The organism is Paraburkholderia bryophila (assembly GCF_013409255.1).
Classification (GTDB): Bacteria; Pseudomonadota; Gammaproteobacteria; order Burkholderiales; family Burkholderiaceae; genus Paraburkholderia.
In genome coordinates this window covers 2,738,034-2,754,117 of record NZ_JACCAS010000001.1, presented here as the reverse complement: position 1 = coordinate 2,754,117, position 16,084 = coordinate 2,738,034, and the positions used below count along the sequence as shown (strand labels likewise).

Genomic DNA, 16,084 nt, shown 5'->3' with positions numbered 1-16,084 from the left:
ACGCTTGTGCCGCAAGGCTTGGGCGTTGCGGTTTCAGGCTGCCTCATCAGGCCACCTGGAGCGCCGGCCGCAATTTAGGCGCGCCGCTGACGCCGGGCACGGCCGTCAGATCCGACAACATCCGTTCCACAATCGCCGCCTGTGGCAATACCGTGCCGAAGAATCGTGTCGTGACCGAGTCTTCGATCAGGATGGTCGGGAAATTCTCGACGTCCAGATCGTCGAAACGGTCCGCATGGGTTTCAATGTCGATCCATGCGAAACAGATATCCGGGTGACGATCGGCCAGCTTGTCGAAGGCGTCCTGATAGTCGCGACAGGTTCCGCACCACTCCGCGCACAGGCAGGCGACGAACAGCGTGTCGGGCTCGTTGACGCGCTCGGCGATCCGGTCTTGGTCGGTGTCGAGGTTCAGCGCGGGCATGGTGGTTCCTTACGTACTTTGTCGAGTGCTTTGGCGCGAATGTAGCATGGTCGATCCGCGAGAGTGGTCAACCTTGGTCAAGGCGAGGTCGGTCGTGGCTTGCCCGCATGAAGCGGCCGCCGGGCAGCATCGTCACCTGGCCGGCGAGTTCGAGTTGCAGCAAGGTGGTTTGTAAAGCGGTGTCCTCCATCTCGGTGCGGGTCGCAAGAATTTCAAGCGTGGTGGGTGAATGACCGAGCGCAGCGAGGAGTTGCTGGGCCTCGGCGCTCGGTGGACGCGCAGATGACGCCGTTGCTCGTGTGGCCGCGTGGGCGGCGTTTTCGCGAGTTGCCGCGTGTTCCGCCGCTAAGGCTGCCCCAGCCTGAGGAAGCGCGCCCGGTTGTTCGACCCCGTCGCCAAAAAGCGCGTGTAGCGATGCCGCAGAGCCAGCCTTGGCGGTCGGTCGCTGCGTGAAACCAAGCTCTTCCAGTATTTCGTCCGGCGTCTCCACCAGCTTGGCCCCCTGCTTGATGATCCGATGACATCCGCGCGAGAGCGGCGCGTGAATCGATCCCGGCAACGCGAAGATGTCGCGTCCCATTTCGTTGGCCAGCCTTGCGGTAATCAGCGAGCCGGAGCGCATCGCTGCCTCGACGATCACCACGCCGCTGACCAATCCGGCGATCAGCCGATTACGTTGCGGGAAGTTGGCGGCGCGCGCGGGTGTGCCGAGCGGCCATTCAGAGAGAATCACGCCCTTCACCGCGATCTGCCGCGCCAGCGCGTGATGCGCCGACGGGTACACCAGATCCGCGCCGGTGCCGATCACGGCGACGGTCCCGCCCACGCCCTCCAGGGCGCCCCGATGCGCGGCGCCGTCGATGCCGAGCGCCAGCCCCGACACGATGGTCACGCCGGCCGCCGACAACGCCCGCGCGAAGCGCTCCGCGTCTTCGACGCCTTGCGGCGTCGCGCTGCGGCTGCCCACCAGCGCAACCGCGCGCGTATGCAGCAGATCCAGCCGGCCCTTTATATATAGCAGCGGCGGTGGATCGGGCATGGTCAGCAGCGCGGGCGGGTAAGCGGGGTCATCGAGCATGACGACCTGGTTACCGGCCAGTTCGCGCCACGCGAGCACGGCGTCGAGCTGGGCGTCGAATTCCGGACCGGTCGGCGCCAGCGCCGCGCGCGCTGCGGCCTCGCCGGCGACCGCTGCCAGTGCGGCCGGTGGTTGGTCGAAAATCGCTTCCGGCAGTCCAAAAGCGGTCAACAACAGACGCAGCGCCGCTGGTTTCAGACCGGGCGCGAGCGAAAGCCGCAGCCAGGCGGCGATTTCAAAATCGGTTGCAGGCAAGCTGTGCATTGCGAGTCGATCCTCCTGCAGGGCCAGCGGGCAGGCGGGCGCCATGCTAAAATTTTCATCATCCGAAATAACTGCAGCGCCGCGCCAACCCGCGCGGGCTCGTCGTCTAGCGCACCTGGCGCGTTGAATCGAACCGGTTCGACACCATCTATCCTGTGCGTAACGCGGCGCGTCCACAACCTGGCCGAATGGCTAACGCGGGCCTCACAACGGTCAGCGGCGCCTAAAAACACACTCAAGATCATGGCTTTACTGAACATCCTCAATTACCCGGACAAACGGCTGCACAAGATCGCGAAGCCGGTCGCGGCGGTCAACGACCGCATTCGCCGCCTTGTCAAAGACATGGCTGAAACCATGTACGCGGCGCCCGGCGTCGGTCTTGCCGCGACCCAGGTCGACGTGCACGAGCGCGTGATCGTGATCGACGTGTCGGACGATCACAACGAACTGCTCGCGTTCATCAACCCGGAAATCATCTGGTCGAGCGACGAAAGAAAGCTGTCGGAAGAGGGTTGCCTGTCGGTGCCGGGTATTTACGACAATGTCGAGCGCGCCGAGCAAGTGCGCGTGCGGGCGTTGAACGAGAAGGGCGAAACCTTCGAGCTGGACTGTGAAGGCCTGCTCGCGGTGTGCATCCAGCACGAAATGGATCACCTGATGGGCCGCGTGTTCGTCGAGTACCTGTCGTCGCTGAAGCAGACGCGCATCAAGAGCAAGATGAAAAAGCTCGCCCACGCGATGTAATGCGCGTCCACCTCGCCACCTGTCCCCGTCCATGAGTCATTCGTTGCGCGTTATCTTTGCCGGTACGCCGGAGTTCGCCGCAGCCGCACTGGCCGCGATCCACAGCGCCGGCTTTGCGGTGCCGCTCGTGCTGACCCAGCCGGACCGTCCCGCAGGGCGCGGCATGAAATTGCAGGCGAGCCCGGTCAAGCGTTACGCCGAGGAGCACGGGCTGGCTGTCGCGCAGCCGCCTTCGCTGCGCCGCGCCGGCAAATATCCCGAAGAGGCGGCCGCCGCGATCGAGCAACTGCGCGCCACGCCGCACGACGTGATGGTCGTGGCCGCCTACGGTCTGATCCTGCCGCAGGAAGTGCTCGATATTCCGCGACTGGGCTGCATCAACATTCACGCCTCGTTGCTGCCACGCTGGCGTGGCGCCGCGCCGATTCACCGCGCAATCGAAGCGGGCGACGCTGAAACCGGCATCACGCTGATGCAGATGGACGTCGGCCTCGACACCGGCGCGATGATCTCCGAGGCCCGCACCTCCATTACCGGCGACGACACCACGGCCACGTTGCACGACCGTCTGGCGCAAGACGGCGCGAAGCTGATCGTCGAGGCGCTGATCGAGCTTGAGCGCAGCGGCAAGCTGGCCGCCACGCCGCAACCGGCGGACGGCGTGACCTATGCGGAAAAGATCGGCAAGCAGGAAGCTGCGCTCGACTGGCGCTGCCCGGCTACGGTCCTCGCGCGCCAGGTACGTGCGTTTGACCCGTTCCCCGGCGGCCTCGGCACGCTGGAAGACGGCACCTCAATCAAAATCTGGGCGGCGGTTCCCGCGATTTCCGTCAGCGCACAGGGCGACGGCGCACCCGGCACGATCACCGAAGTGTCCACCGAAGGCGTGCTGGTGGCTTGTGGCGAAGGCGCGCTGCGTCTCACACAGTTGCAGAAACCCGGCGGCAAGCGCCTGCCGGTGCGCGAATTCCTGGCCGGCTCGACGCTGGCCGTGGGACAGCGTTTCCAGCTCCCCGAAGCAAAATAACAGGCTCGCGCAGGCCTTGAACATCGTCCGTTCGGCCGATGCTCAAGGCCTCCGCCGCGACCCTGCCGCGCGTTAGAATCCTCCATGCAGTCCCCCACGTTTCGAGGATTTTCATGTTCGGCATCACCCATTTCAGCTTTTTCATCGCCGCGGTCTTTCTGTTGAACGTGACGCCCGGTCCGGATACCGCCTATATCGTCGGCCGCAGCGTCGCACAGGGCCGCGGTGCGGGATTGATGTCCGCGCTCGGCATCTCGGCGGGCTGCTGCGTTCACTCGCTCGCCTGCGCGTTCGGCCTGACCGCGGTGCTGGCCGCCTCGGCCACCGCGTTTACCGTCATCAAGTTTGTCGGCGCTCTTTATCTGATGTATCTCGGCGTGCGGTTGCTTCTGGCCAAACCGGCAGCGGACCAGGTCGCGGGCGAAGCGCGTGCGGTCGGCGGCGCCAAGTCGTTGCGCCAGTTGTTCCTGCAAGGCTTCTGGACCAATGTGCTGAATCCCAAGGTGGTGCTGTTCTTTGTGTCGTTCTTCCCGCAATTCGTGACGGCGGGCAGCGACCACAAAGCGTTTGCGTTCCTCACGCTCGGCGCCGTGTTCGTGGTGATGAGCATGCTCTGGAGCAGTTTCGTCGCCTGGATCGCCGGTAGCGTGACGCGGCGTTTCTCCGGCAAGCAGTCGCTGAAGAAATGGCTGGATCGCGGCGTCGGCAGCGCCTTTGTCGGCTTGGGCATCAAGCTGGCCACCGCATCAAGATGATTGAATTTTCCGCGCGCGCCCATATCTAACAATTAGCTTACAATCAGGCGTCGCATGATGCGGCGCAGATATGAACCCCGCGTTAGGGCAAGGAGTAGCAGACATGTTCAATTGGGTCAAAACCGCGATGTTGATGGCCGCGATCACGGCCCTTTTCATCGTGATCGGCGGCATGATCGGTGGATCGCGCGGCATGATGATCGCGCTCGTGATCGCGCTGGGAATGAATTTCTTTTCGTACTGGTTCTCGGACAAGATGGTGCTGCGCATGTACAACGCGCAGGAAGTCGACGAAACCAGCGCGCCGCAGTTCTACCGCATGGTCCGCGAGCTCGCCACGCGCGCTAATTTGCCGATGCCGCGCGTCTACCTGATCAACGAAGACGCGCCGAACGCGTTCGCCACGGGCCGCAACCCGGAGCACGCGGCGGTTGCCGCGACCACCGGTATTCTGCGCGTGCTGTCCGAGCGCGAAATGCGTGGCGTGATGGCGCACGAACTGGCGCACGTGAAGCACCGCGACATTCTGATCTCGACGGTGTCGGCCACCATGGCGGGCGCGATTTCCGCGCTGGCGAACTTCGCGATGTTCTTCGGCAGCCGCGACGAAAACGGCCGTTCCACGAATCCGATCGCGGGCATTGCGGTGGCGCTGCTGGCACCGATCGCTGGCGCGCTGATTCAGATGGCGATTTCGCGCGCGCGTGAATTCGAAGCGGACCGCGGCGGCGCGCAGATTTCGGGCGATCCGCAAGCACTCGCTTCGGCGCTCGACAAGATTCATCGCTACGCAAGCGGTATTCCGTTCCCGGTCGCCGAGCAGCATCCGGCCACCGCGCAGATGATGATCATGAATCCGCTGTCGGGTGGCGGCATCGGAAAGCTGTTCTCGACACACCCGGCTACCGAAGAACGCGTCGCGCGTTTGATGGAAATGGCGCGTACCGGGCGCTTCGAATAACACCTCGCGGCGCTTATGCGCTGCGATAAAAGGCGAGTCCACGGACTCGCCTTTTTTATTCGAGGCCGCGGCCAAATGCCTGCGAGCGGTGCGAGCACCGGGCCGCCGCGCCTCGCCACGCTACAATGTGTTCTGTTTGCGTCGCGCGTACCGTGCGGCCTGTCTTTGCCTTCTTCATGACCCCAAAGCCTTCTTCGCGTTCTGCTTCTCCATCGACGCGACCGCGCGAATCCCGTTTGTCGATGCTGCACCTTGCGCCCGAATCGCTCGCGTTCGCGCTCGACTGCGCGGGCCAGGCCGTCGGCGCCGTGCGTCTCGGCGCGGCTTTGCCGGCCGCGCTGCAAGCCGTCTTCGTCTCCGCGCCTGAAGGTAGTGCCGCCGCCGCGCGCGGCGCGGTGCAGGACATCGCGTACCGCACGATGCGGCGTCTTGCCACCGCCGAATGGCTGATCGCGAAGCTGGTGAAGAAGGCGCCGCCGCCGCATGTCGGTCATGTGCTTGCCTGCGCGCTCGCGCTACTCGTCGACGACGAAGCGAGCGCCGCGTACACGCCGTTCACGGTGGTCGATCAGGCGGTCGGCGCCATCAACGCGCGTCGTGAATTCGCGTTCGCCAAGGGGCTCGTCAACGCGGTGCTGCGCAGTTTCCTGCGTGAGCGCGAGACGTTGCTCGCGGCCGCGCAAGCCGACGAAGTGGCCCGCTGGAGCTACCCGTCGTGGTGGATCGACGCGGTGAAACGCGCCTGGCCCGACGCCTGGCAGGCGGTGCTCGCCGCCGGCAACACGCAAGGCCCGCTCACACTGCGCGTGAACGCCCGTCACTCGACGGTCGACGCCTATCTGCAAGTGCTGCAGAACCATCACATTCCCGCGAGCAAGGCCGGCGACTACGCCGTCAAGCTCGCCACGCCGATGCCGGTAGACCGCATTCCCGGTTTCAGCGAGGGCATCGTTTCGGTGCAGGACGCCGGCGCGCAACTCGCCGCGCCGCTGCTCGGCGTGCGCGACGGCATGCGCGTGCTCGATGCCTGCGCGGCGCCCGGCGGCAAGACCGGCCATCTGCTCGAACTCGCCAATCTCCAGCTCGTCGCGCTCGAAAGCGATGCGTCGCGCGCGCGGCGCATCGGCGAAAACTTGCAGCGGCTCAAGCTCGAAGCGGAAGTGCGTATCGGCGACGCCGGCGCGCCCGCGCAATGGCACGACGACCTCGACCAGCCGTTCGACCGCATTCTCGCCGATGTGCCGTGCTCGGCGTCGGGCATCGTGCGGCGTCATCCGGACATTCGCTGGTTGCGTCGCGCGTCGGATATTCCCGCGCTGGTCGCGGAACAACGCCGTATTCTCGACGCGCTGTGGCCGCTCGTAAAAGCTGGCGGCGAGTTGCTTTACGTTACGTGTTCGATCTTCCCCGAAGAAGGCGAGTTACAGGCGCAGTGGTTTGGAGACAAGTACCAGGATGCGGTACGATTGGACGCGCCGGGGCAACTTCTCCCTTCAGTCGCCCGCGCGCCCGCCGACACCTCGGCCGGTTCCCTTGCCGGACAACTCGTTGAAGAGCGCGCCGGCGCGAACTCAGACCACGACGGATTTTTCTACGCGCGCTTTCAGAAACGGTGACCATCAAACGCTTCTTCCCGCTTCGGCTCGCTGCCGTGCTCTGGATCGCGCTGGCCTTCTGGCTTGCCGCACCGGGCGCGGCGCACGCCGACCCGATCGCAGTGCAGCGCGCGTCGCTGCAATCGGACAACACCGGCTGGAATCTCGACGCGCGTTTCGACTTCGACCTGAACAGCAATCTCGAAGACGCGGTCAATAAAGGCATTCCGCTTTACTTCACGACCGACTTCGAATTGAGCCGGCCGCGCTGGTACTGGTTCGACGAGCAGCCGGTCAGCGTGTCGCAAAGCATTCGCCTGTCGTTTCAGCCGCTCACGCGCGAATACCGTGTGTCGAGCGTGTCGTCCGGCGGCTTGCAGCTCGGCTTCCAGACGCTGAAAGATGCGCTCGCGGTGATCAAGCACATCACGTCGTGGCATGTGATCGACCGCAACGACGTGCACGCCGGTGAGACCTACAACGCGTCGGTGCGCATGCAACTCGACATCGCGCTGATGCCCAAGCCGTTCCAGATCGACGCGGTGAACAACCGCGACTGGAGCCTCTCGTCCGAGTGGAAGCGTTTTACCTTCACGGTGAGCGAACGTGCTAAATAAAGTGCGCCAAACCACCAGTGTCAGCAGCATCGTCGTGCGCGTGCTGGTGTCGACGGTCGCGGTCACGGCCGTGCTGTTGCTCGTGCTGCTCGCTGCCGCGAGCGCGAATACCGAATTCTTCGACCGCTATTACCAGTGGCTGTACGCGGCCAACCTGGTGGTCGCGATGATCTTTCTGCTGGTGGTGGCGACGCTCGTCGTCATCATCATCGCGCGGCTCAGAAAGGGGAAGTTCGGCACCCGGCTACTGGCCAAACTCGCGTTCTTCATGGCGCTGGTCGGCGTGGTGCCGGGCGGGATCATTTACGTCGTCTCGTATCAGTTCGTGTCGCGCAGTATCGAATCGTGGTTCGACGTGAACGTCGAAACCGCGCTGACGTCGGGTCTGAATCTCGGGCGCGGCATGCTCGACGCGTCGCTGTCCGATCTGCAGACCAAGGGCCGCCTGATGTCCGAGCAGATCGCCAGCGCGGATGCCGCCGGCACCACGCTCACGCTGCTGCGCTTGCGCGATCAGTTCGGCGTGCAGGACGCGACGATCGTCGAACCTACGCGGAGCATGTCGGGCGCGACGCCGGACATGCACGTCGTCGCGCAGGCTTCGAGCAATTACGCGACGCTGGTGCCGAACGATCTGCCCACGCCGTTGATGATCGATCAGGCGCGCGGTCGCGGCTATGCGGCGATCGAAGGCGAAGTCGACGGCGATCCCAACGCGCATGGCAGCAAGGGCGCTTTGCGGCTGCGCATCGTGCAGCGCATTCCCGATTCGAGTGCCGCGCTGCTGCAGCCCACCGAACGTTTCCTGCAACTCACGCAGCCGGTGTCGCCCACGCTCGCGCGTAATGCGGATGCGGTGCAGCGCGCCTATCGCGAGTACCAGGAAAAGGCGCTCGGCCGCACCGGTCTGCGCAAGATGTATATCGGCACGCTGACGCTCGCGCTGTTCCTCGCCACGTTCATCGCGATGATGCTGGCGCTGGCGCTCGGCAACCAGTTGGCGCGGCCGTTGTTCCTGCTCGCGCAGGGCACGAAGGAAGTGACCGAGGGCGACTACACGCCGAAGCGCGAAATCAAGTCGCGCGACGAACTGGGCTTCCTCACGCAGTCGTTCAACGCGATGACGCGGCAGTTGTCGGAAGCGCGCGCGGCGGTCGAGAACAATCGCATCGCGCTAGAGCATTCCAAGGCGTATCTGGAGAGCATTCTCGCGAACCTGACCGCCGGCGTGTTCGTGTTCGACCGGCAGTTCAGGCTCACCACCGCGAATCGCGGCGCCGAGCGGATTTTCCGACAGCCGTTCCAGGCGACCATGGGTTCCGCGCTCGATCAGATCGGCGTGTTGAGCGAATTCGGCGGTATGGTGCGCAAGGCGTTCGCCGATCGCGAAGCCGCCAGCGGCGACGGTCACGACGATCGCGGCCATTGGCAGCAGCAGTTCTCGATTCAGGTGCCGGGCGAAACCGAACCGTTGACCTTGCTGGTGCGCGGCGCGCGTCTCGTTTCCGCCACCGACCGCGACGCCGAAGACATGCAAACCTCCGGCTACGTAGTCGTGTTCGACGATATCTCCGACGTGATCTCCGCCCAGCGTTCAATCGCATGGGGCGAAGTCGCGCGGCGCCTCGCGCACGAGATCAAGAATCCGCTCACGCCGATCCAGCTCTCCGCCGAGCGTTTGCAGATGAAGCTCGCGGACAAGTTGTCGCCGTCGGATGCGGACGTGTTGAAGCGCGGCGCGACCACGATCGTCAACCAGGTCGCCGCGATGAAGCAGATGGTCGACAATTTCCGCGACTACGCGCGCACGCCGCCGGCGGTGCTCGCGCATTTGCAGTTGAACGAACTGGTCAGCGAAGTGCTGACGCTGTACGGTATCGAGGAAGGCAAGGGCGCGATCCAGGTGGAGCTTGCCGCATTGCCGGCGATCCGCGGCGACGCGACGCAATTGCGCCAGGTGATTCACAACCTGCTGCAGAACGCGCAGGATGCGGTAGCTGAGCTCGAGCATCCGCGTGTGTTGCTCGAAACGAGGACAGTAGAATACGGAGACCCCGACGCGGAAGGCAAAGTCCACGTCGCGGTGCGTCTGACCGTGTCGGATAACGGAGCGGGCTTCCCCGCGCGTATCCTCACACGGGCATTCGAACCTTACGTGACGACCAAGGCCAAAGGTACGGGTCTGGGTCTTGCGATGGTCAAGAAGATCGTCGACGAACACGGCGCGCGCATCGACATTCGGAATCGCATGAAAGCGGGCGACGTGATCGAAGGCGCGCAGATATCGATTCTCTTCCTTCAGTTGGCAGACGATGCCGCGGCGCCCGGAGCCGGGCCGCGTCCGGCGCACGGTGGTGCGTCGCAGGGAAAGACAAAAGCAACAGTGCAGACAAGGGCAGCGTAAATGGCAACCATCCTGGTGGTAGATGATGAAATGGGCATCCGGGAATTGCTCTCGGAGATCCTGAGCGACGAAGGGCATGTCGTGGAGGCCGCGGAAAACGCGCAGGAAGCGCGCGAATTCCGTTTGCGTCAGGCGCCGGATCTGGTGCTGCTCGACATCTGGATGCCCGACACCGACGGCGTGACCTTGCTCAAGGAATGGGCCGCGCAAGGTCAGTTGACCATGCCGGTGATCATGATGTCCGGTCACGCCACGATCGACACCGCAGTCGAAGCGACCAAGATCGGCGCGCTCAATTTTCTCGAGAAGCCGATCGCGTTGCAGAAGCTGCTGAAGGCGGTCGAGCAGGGCCTCGCGCGTGGCAATGCGGCGGGTGCGCCGGGCGGCGCGGCGGCCAAACCGGCGCTGCCGGTCAGTGCGTCGGCGGTGGCCTCGGCGGCCGCGTTGCCGATGCTCTCCACCGACGGCATGGGCAGCGGCGCGCTGGCTGCGCAAACCGCCTCGATCTCATTCGACATTCCGCTACGCGACGCACGCGATGCGTTCGAGCGCGCGTACTTCGAGTATCACCTCGCGCGTGAGAACGGCAGCATGACGCGTGTCGCGGAGAAGACCGGGCTGGAGCGTACGCACCTGTATCGCAAGCTCAAGCAACTCGGTGTCGATCTCGGCAAGAACAAAGGCGAGTGAACCTCGCGCGGGGCGCTACGTATACGCTCCGTGCAGATTTTTCGAGAAAGGGGCTTGCCCTGCTGCTGACCCTTTGATATTATTTCGTTCTTCGTTGGCCCGGTAGCTCAGTTGGTAGAGCAGCGGATTGAAAATCCGCGTGTCGATGGTTCGATTCCGTCCCAGGCCACCAGGATTCAGCCCCAGGAAATCGCAAGATTCCTGGGGCTTTTCCTTTTCTGACGGGCACTCGTTGATGCGGCTTGCCGCTCCGATCCACCGGCAGGTGCGCGGCGAGGTTTGGCATCGCGTGATAAAATCGCGCCAGTTCAAGGACTTGCACGATCAGTGTGTCGCGTGGATCGCGGCCTGACTGCCGCGCGGCCGAGCCGCCAACGCAAGGCTGACACCCACCGAATCCTTCGCCCGACGATTAACGGTATAAGCGCCCAGCGACTCTGCATGCGGAAGGCGCCGCCTATACTGCTTGGGGCCGGCAGCAGTGCCGGCACGCGTCGCGCCGCGTTGCTTGCATGGCGCACCTCGCGCAGCGCGACGTGGCACTCATCATTCACGGAGTTTCACGGTGATCCGCAAAGACGCTAAACGTAGCGCTCTGGTGCTGTTTTCCGGCGGCCAGGATTCCGCCACGTGCCTCGCCTGGGCACTCGAACGCTACGACACGGTCGAGACGCTCGGCTTCGATTACGGCCAGCGGCATCGCGTCGAGCTCGAATGTCGGGAAGGGTTTCGCGACGCTGTCATGCGCGCATTTCCGGCATGGGCCGACCGCCTCGGCGACGATCACATGATCGATCTGTCGGTGCTCGGTTCGATCAGCGATACCGCCATGACGCGCGAGATCGAGATCGAAGCCACGACCAACGGTTTGCCGAACACGTTCGTGCCGGGCCGCAATCTGATGTTCATGACCATCGCCGCAGCCATTGCTTATCGGCGCGGTTTGCAGGTGCTGGTGGGCGGCATGTGCGAGACGGATTTCTCGGGCTATCCCGATTGCCGCGACGACACGATGAAGGCGTTGCAGGTCGCGTTGAACCTCGGCATGGATACGCGCTTCCTGCTCGAAACGCCGTTGATGTGGCTCGACAAGGCCGACACGTGGCGCCTCGCGCATGAGCTGGGCGGCGACGAACTGGTCGAGCTGGTGCGCGTCGAAACGCATACCTGCTACGTCGGCGAACGCTCCGAATTGCATGCGTGGGGTTTCGGCTGCGGGGAGTGCCCGGCGTGCCGTCTGCGCAAGCGCGGGTATGAAGCGTACCTGTCCGGCGAGAAGGTCACCGAGCCGCCGGTTTGATACGTTGATGTCGATGGTTTGATGGTCGGCGGCGTCGGCAGCACGGCCCGCCAACGCAGCACCCAGCATCACAGCGACGCAGCCACGCAGCCACGCAATTCAGGCAACCATTTTCAGGAACACAAAGGCAGAAAGCAGCATGACGTACGCGGTCAAGGAAATCTTCTACACATTGCAAGGCGAGGGCGCGAATGCCGGGCGTCCGGCCGTGTTCTGCCGGTTCGCCGGCTGCAATCTGTGGTCGGGCCGCGAAGAAGATCGCGCTGACGCGGTGTGCCGCTTCTGCGATACAGATTTCGTCGGCACTGATGGCGAGAACGGCGGCAAGTACCGCACGCCTGAAGAGCTGGTGCAGATGATCGCGTCGCAATGGCCGGAAGGCGAAGGCGAGCGTTTCGTGGTGTGCACGGGCGGCGAGCCGATGCTGCAGATCGATCCGCCACTGGTCGATGCGCTGCATGCCGCCGGCTTCGAAATCGCCATCGAAACCAACGGCTCGCTGCCGGTGCTCGAGACGATCGACTGGATCTGCGTGAGCCCGAAGGCCGACGCGCCGCTCGTCGTGACCAAAGGCAACGAACTGAAGGTCGTGATTCCGCAGGACAACCAGCGCTTGTCCGACTATGCGAAGCTCGACTTCGAGTATTTCCTCGTCCAGCCGATGGACGGTCCGTCGCGCGACCTCAACACGAAGCTCGCGATCGACTGGTGCAAACGCCATCCGCAATGGCGCCTGTCGATGCAGACCCACAAGTATCTGAACATTCCCTGATTTGCCGTGCTGACGATTACACGAAAACTCGAATTCGACGCGGGTCACCGCATCCCCGATCACCGCAGCCAGTGCCGTAATCTGCACGGCCATCGCTATGTGCTCGAAATCACGCTGCAAGGCGATCTGGTCGACACCGAAGGCGCGCCCGATCGCGGCATGGTGATGGACTTCGCCGACGTGAAGTCGCTCGCCAACGAGCATCTGGTCGACAAGTGGGACCACGCGTTCCTGGTCTTCGAAGGCGACACGCAAGTGCGCGGCTTTCTGGAAACCATGGCCGGTCATAAGACCGTGGTGCTCGACCGCATTCCCACGGTGGAAAATCTGGCCGCCGTCGCGTTTAACATCCTTGCAAACGTCTATGACGCGCACTACGGCGTGAACCTGCGCCTGCACAAGCTGCGTCTGTACGAGACGCCGAATTGCTGGGCCGACGTGGTCCGCGACTGATCGCGCCGGGGCGCCTTCGCCCTGAAGGCTCCGAAAAAAAGTCCCTATTAGGGACGCTCCAACCCTCCCGTTATTGTCACGGTATGATCGCTCCGATAACCACACGGAGCGAGACATGCCGGTCACCGCATTGCGTCGCAACAGGCTTGCAGGCCATCCGCGCCTGAACGCAAGCCCAGGTCTTTCTCTGGCCCACACGGCCAGCATGCCGTCCCGCGTTTCAGGCGAGGTGTCCGATCACCGTCAGCGCCATGGAGCACGGCGATGAGCACCTTTACCAATCCGCTCAAGCAACGTCTGAAGGAAACCGATCCGCTGTTCGGCTTATGGCTGTCGCTCGGTAGCGACGCCGCGGCCGAAGCGCTCGCGCACGCCGGCTACGACTGGTTGCTGATCGACATGGAACATTCGCCAAACGATAGCGGCGACGTCGCGTCGCAATTGCGCGCGATCGCCGCTGCGCATCTGCCGAGCGAGCCGGTCGTGCGGGTGCCCGCCAGCGAGGCGTGGCTCGTCAAGCGCGTGCTGGATGCCGGCGCGCGCACGCTGATGTTCCCGAATATCGAATCCGCCGAAGAGGCCGCGCACGCCGTGCGTCTTACCCAATATCCGACCGCCGACGCGCTCGACGGTCAGCGCGGCGTCGCCGGCGTAGTGCGCGCGGCGGGCTACGGCATGCGTCGCGATTACGTGCAGACGGCCAACGCGCAGATCGCGACCATCGTGCAAATCGAGTCGGCGCGCGGCTTGCAGGAAGTGGAAAAGATCGCGGCGACACCGGGCGTCGATTGCCTGTTCGTCGGGCCGGCCGATCTCGCCGCGAGCCTCGGTCATCTCGGCGATTCGAAGCACGCCGACGTGCAGGCGGCGATGGCGCGTATCGTCAGCGCTGCCGACAAAGCCGGCATTGCGACCGGCATTTTCTCTATGGACGTCGCGAGTGCGAAGCAGCATCGCGATGCGGGTTTTCGATTTATCGCTCTGGCTGCCGACGTCATCTGGATGTTGCGCGCGACTCGCCAGGCGCTGCAGGAGGTGAGGTCATGAAGGGGAAGGTGCAAGGCGTCGTCGTGAAATGGGCAGTGAGCGCGGCGTTGATCATGAGTGGCGCGGTGAGTGTGACGGCCTACGCGGCGGACGGCGCCGTGAAGTCGAGCGATCCGGAGACGCAGACCGCGGTCGCGGATTACAACGCCGGCAATCTGGGCGCGGCGCTGACCGAGTTCCGCAAGGCCGCGGAGCGCGGCAGCCGGCTCGCCGAGTTCAACTACGCGATGATGCTGCTCAACGGCGAAGGCACCACGGCCAATGTCGACGAAGGCAAGAAATGGCTGCGCAAAGCCGCCGACGCCAACATGTCGCACGCGCAATACGTGTACGGCAAGATGTATGACGATGGCGAGTTCGTCGGACGCGATCCGGTCGAAGCGCACCGCTGGTTCCTGAAAGCGGCGCAGCAGGGACACGTGCAGGCGGAGTTGGCGCTGGCTAACCAGTTCCTCGATGGCCGCGGCACCGAGCGCGACAACAAGCAGGCATTCGTCTGGTACAAGAAGGCGGCGCAAGGCGGCGACATGACCGCGCAATACGTGGCCGGCTCGTTCTACGAGCGCGGTGGCGATGGCGTGGAGAAGAATCTGAACGTGGCGCGCGCGTATTACGCGGCGGCGGCCGCGCAGGGCGATCCGGCGGCGAAGCTCAAGTATCAGCAGCTCAGCGCGCAGTTGCGGGATCAGAAGGAAGTGAAGCCGCAGTAAAAACGGCGGCGGTAAAAACAGAAGGGGCGCAGTTCAATTGAACTGCGCCCCTTCTGTTTCTAAATCAACGTCGCCTGAAAAAGCGCCGCTAACTCTGCATCAAGCGTTTCTGCCGCGCGATGCTCATGATGAGGCCGATCGCGACCCCCAGCGTCGTCAGCGCGGTGCCGCCGTAACTCATGAACGGCAACGGCACGCCGACCACCGGCAAGATACCGCTCACCATGCCGATATTGACGAACGCATAGGTGAAGAACGCCATGGTCAGCGAGCCCGCGAGCAATCGCCCGAACAGCGTCGCGCCATTGGCCGCGATATATAGCCCGCGCGCTATGAGCAGCATGTAAAGCGTGAGCAGCACGACGCCGCCCGCCAAGCCGAACTCCTCCGAAAACACCGCGAAGATAAAGTCGGTGTGCTTCTCGGGGATGAACTCCAGATGCGCCTGGGTGCCCTTCAGCCAGCCTTTGCCGAGCGGTCCGCCGGAGCCGATCGCAATCACCGCCTGGATCGTGTGGAAGCCCTTGCCGAGCGGATCGGAAGTCGGATCGAGCAGCGTACAGATGCGGTGCTTCTGATAATCGTGCATCAACGGCCATTGCACTTCGGGCTGACAGATCTTGTCCTGGAACGTCGCGATCGCGGCGACCGCGATCACGCCCGCCACCAGCACCGGCACGATCAGCTTGAAACTCAGGCCCGCGAAGTAAATCACGAAGAAACCGGCTGCGAACACCAGCACGGCGGTGCCGAGGTCGGGCTGCTTGGCGATCAGGCCGACCGGCACCGCGAGGATCACGAAGCCGACCAGGTAGTCGTACCAGCGCATCACGCCTTCGCGGCGCTGGTAGTACCAGGCGAGCATCAGCGGTGTCGCGATCTTGAGGATTTCCGATGGCTGGATCACCACGCCGACGTTGATCCAGCGCTTCGCGCCCTTGCGCGTGAGACCGAACATCGCGACCGCAACGAGTAGCGCGATCCCGAACGTATAGAGCGGAACCGCGAAGCGCAGCAGCGTGGTGGGTGGCACATTGGCGAGCCCCCACATCAGCACGAACGTCAGCAGAATGTTGCGCAACTGGTCTTCCACGCGACCGGGAACATCCAGGCTCGCGCTGTACAGCGTCACGATGCCGACGCACAGCAGCAGGAACACGATCAGCGCGAGCGGGCGGTCGAAGCCCGCGAACATCCGCTTGATGCGGTCGAGCCAGGCGCGCTTGTCGAATTGCATGCC

16 protein-coding genes and 1 tRNA gene are annotated in these 16,084 nt (G+C 63.9%); 14 read left to right on the top strand and 3 right to left on the bottom strand.

Annotated features, from left to right (window positions below; genetic code table 11):
* Positions 1 to 46 precede the first annotated feature (46 nt).
* Both GGD40_RS12245 and dprA read right to left on the bottom strand, forming a co-directional pair.
* Complete coding sequence (locus tag GGD40_RS12245; protein WP_179707400.1) at positions 47 to 424, bottom strand: thioredoxin family protein; 378 nt, start codon at positions 422 to 424, stop codon at positions 47 to 49.
* Between the two features lie 67 nt (positions 425 to 491).
* Positions 492 to 1,766 carry a DNA-processing protein DprA gene (gene dprA, locus GGD40_RS12240; protein WP_179743849.1) on the bottom strand — a complete coding sequence of 425 codons (1,275 nt, stop codon included), beginning with the start codon at positions 1,764 to 1,766 and terminating at the stop codon, positions 492 to 494.
* Between the two features lie 243 nt (positions 1,767 to 2,009).
* On the opposite strand from dprA, the gene def reads away from it, so the two are divergent.
* The 14 genes from def to GGD40_RS12170 all read left to right on the top strand — a co-directional run bounded on the left by def (position 2,010) and on the right by GGD40_RS12170 (position 14,844).
* A complete protein-coding gene (gene def / locus GGD40_RS12235; protein WP_035554135.1) occupies positions 2,010 to 2,513 on the top strand; it encodes a peptide deformylase in 504 nt (167 codons plus the stop codon).
* A gap of 31 nt (positions 2,514 to 2,544) precedes the next feature.
* On the top strand, positions 2,545 to 3,540 hold the full coding sequence (gene fmt / locus GGD40_RS12230; protein ID WP_179743848.1) for a methionyl-tRNA formyltransferase: 996 nt from the start codon (positions 2,545 to 2,547) through the stop codon (positions 3,538 to 3,540).
* A gap of 113 nt (positions 3,541 to 3,653) precedes the next feature.
* Entirely contained in the window at positions 3,654 to 4,295 is a 642-nt protein-coding gene (locus GGD40_RS12225; RefSeq protein ID WP_179743847.1) for a LysE family translocator, read from the top strand.
* Between the two features lie 103 nt (positions 4,296 to 4,398).
* Complete coding sequence (gene htpX / locus GGD40_RS12220; RefSeq protein WP_035554131.1) at positions 4,399 to 5,256, top strand: zinc metalloprotease HtpX; 858 nt, start codon at positions 4,399 to 4,401, stop codon at positions 5,254 to 5,256.
* A 176-nt stretch (positions 5,257 to 5,432) separates the two neighbouring features.
* Complete coding sequence (gene rsmB / locus GGD40_RS12215) at positions 5,433 to 6,872, top strand: 16S rRNA (cytosine(967)-C(5))-methyltransferase RsmB (protein WP_179743846.1); 1,440 nt, start codon at positions 5,433 to 5,435, stop codon at positions 6,870 to 6,872.
* Entirely contained in the window at positions 6,869 to 7,468 is a 600-nt protein-coding gene (locus GGD40_RS12210; protein WP_179707390.1) for a DUF4390 domain-containing protein, read from the top strand. The genes rsmB and GGD40_RS12210 overlap by 4 nt, the downstream gene beginning before the upstream one ends.
* Entirely contained in the window at positions 7,458 to 9,872 is a 2,415-nt protein-coding gene (locus GGD40_RS12205; RefSeq protein ID WP_179743845.1) for a sensor histidine kinase, read from the top strand. The genes GGD40_RS12210 and GGD40_RS12205 overlap by 11 nt, the downstream gene beginning before the upstream one ends.
* Positions 9,873 to 10,562: a response regulator transcription factor EsaR gene (esaR, locus tag GGD40_RS12200; RefSeq protein ID WP_035554125.1), complete on the top strand. Its 690-nt coding sequence runs from the start codon at positions 9,873 to 9,875 to the stop codon at positions 10,560 to 10,562.
* Positions 10,563 to 10,658: 96 nt separating this feature from the next.
* Positions 10,659 to 10,734 (top strand) — tRNA-Phe (locus GGD40_RS12195).
* A gap of 393 nt (positions 10,735 to 11,127) precedes the next feature.
* A complete protein-coding gene (gene queC, locus GGD40_RS12190; protein ID WP_179707388.1) occupies positions 11,128 to 11,862 on the top strand; it encodes a 7-cyano-7-deazaguanine synthase QueC in 735 nt (244 codons plus the stop codon).
* A gap of 139 nt (positions 11,863 to 12,001) precedes the next feature.
* Positions 12,002 to 12,634, top strand: coding sequence for a 7-carboxy-7-deazaguanine synthase (queE, locus tag GGD40_RS12185; protein ID WP_035554123.1), 633 nt, complete (start codon positions 12,002 to 12,004; stop codon positions 12,632 to 12,634).
* A 9-nt stretch (positions 12,635 to 12,643) separates the two neighbouring features.
* Positions 12,644 to 13,087, top strand: a complete 444-nt coding sequence (gene queD, locus GGD40_RS12180; RefSeq protein WP_105511731.1) for a 6-carboxytetrahydropterin synthase QueD — start codon at positions 12,644 to 12,646, stop codon at positions 13,085 to 13,087.
* Between the two features lie 264 nt (positions 13,088 to 13,351).
* Positions 13,352 to 14,134 (top strand): HpcH/HpaI aldolase family protein, encoded by a 783-nt coding sequence (locus GGD40_RS12175; RefSeq protein ID WP_179707386.1) that lies wholly within the window; start codon positions 13,352 to 13,354, stop codon positions 14,132 to 14,134.
* Positions 14,131 to 14,844: a tetratricopeptide repeat protein gene (locus GGD40_RS12170; protein ID WP_179707383.1), complete on the top strand. Its 714-nt coding sequence runs from the start codon at positions 14,131 to 14,133 to the stop codon at positions 14,842 to 14,844. The genes GGD40_RS12175 and GGD40_RS12170 overlap by 4 nt, the downstream gene beginning before the upstream one ends.
* Before the next feature lie 88 nt (positions 14,845 to 14,932).
* Here GGD40_RS12170 and rodA read toward each other — a convergent pair whose 3' ends face one another.
* Positions 14,933 to 16,081 carry a rod shape-determining protein RodA gene (rodA, locus tag GGD40_RS12165; protein ID WP_179707381.1) on the bottom strand — a complete coding sequence of 383 codons (1,149 nt, stop codon included), beginning with the start codon at positions 16,079 to 16,081 and terminating at the stop codon, positions 14,933 to 14,935.
* Positions 16,082 to 16,084: the final 3 nt, after the last annotated feature.

Bases quoted from the DNA above. Each gene is read 5' to 3' on its own strand.
- htpX (WP_035554131.1), top strand. From the start codon at position 4,399: ATGTTCAATTGGGTCAAAACCGCGATGTTGATGGCCGCGATCACGGCC.
- rodA (WP_179707381.1), bottom strand. From the start codon at position 16,081: ATGCAATTCGACAAGCGCGCCTGGCTCGACCGCATCAAGCGGATGTTC.
- dprA (WP_179743849.1), bottom strand. From the start codon at position 1,766: ATGCACAGCTTGCCTGCAACCGATTTTGAAATCGCCGCCTGGCTGCGG.
- fmt (WP_179743848.1), top strand. From the start codon at position 2,545: ATGAGTCATTCGTTGCGCGTTATCTTTGCCGGTACGCCGGAGTTCGCC.
- rsmB (WP_179743846.1), top strand. From the start codon at position 5,433: ATGACCCCAAAGCCTTCTTCGCGTTCTGCTTCTCCATCGACGCGACCG.
- def (WP_035554135.1), top strand. From the start codon at position 2,010: ATGGCTTTACTGAACATCCTCAATTACCCGGACAAACGGCTGCACAAG.
- GGD40_RS12170 (WP_179707383.1), top strand. From the start codon at position 14,131: ATGAAGGGGAAGGTGCAAGGCGTCGTCGTGAAATGGGCAGTGAGCGCG.
- queE (WP_035554123.1), top strand. From the start codon at position 12,002: ATGACGTACGCGGTCAAGGAAATCTTCTACACATTGCAAGGCGAGGGC.
- GGD40_RS12245 (WP_179707400.1), bottom strand. From the start codon at position 424: ATGCCCGCGCTGAACCTCGACACCGACCAAGACCGGATCGCCGAGCGC.
- GGD40_RS12175 (WP_179707386.1), top strand. From the start codon at position 13,352: ATGAGCACCTTTACCAATCCGCTCAAGCAACGTCTGAAGGAAACCGAT.
- esaR (WP_035554125.1), top strand. From the start codon at position 9,873: ATGGCAACCATCCTGGTGGTAGATGATGAAATGGGCATCCGGGAATTG.
- GGD40_RS12225 (WP_179743847.1), top strand. From the start codon at position 3,654: ATGTTCGGCATCACCCATTTCAGCTTTTTCATCGCCGCGGTCTTTCTG.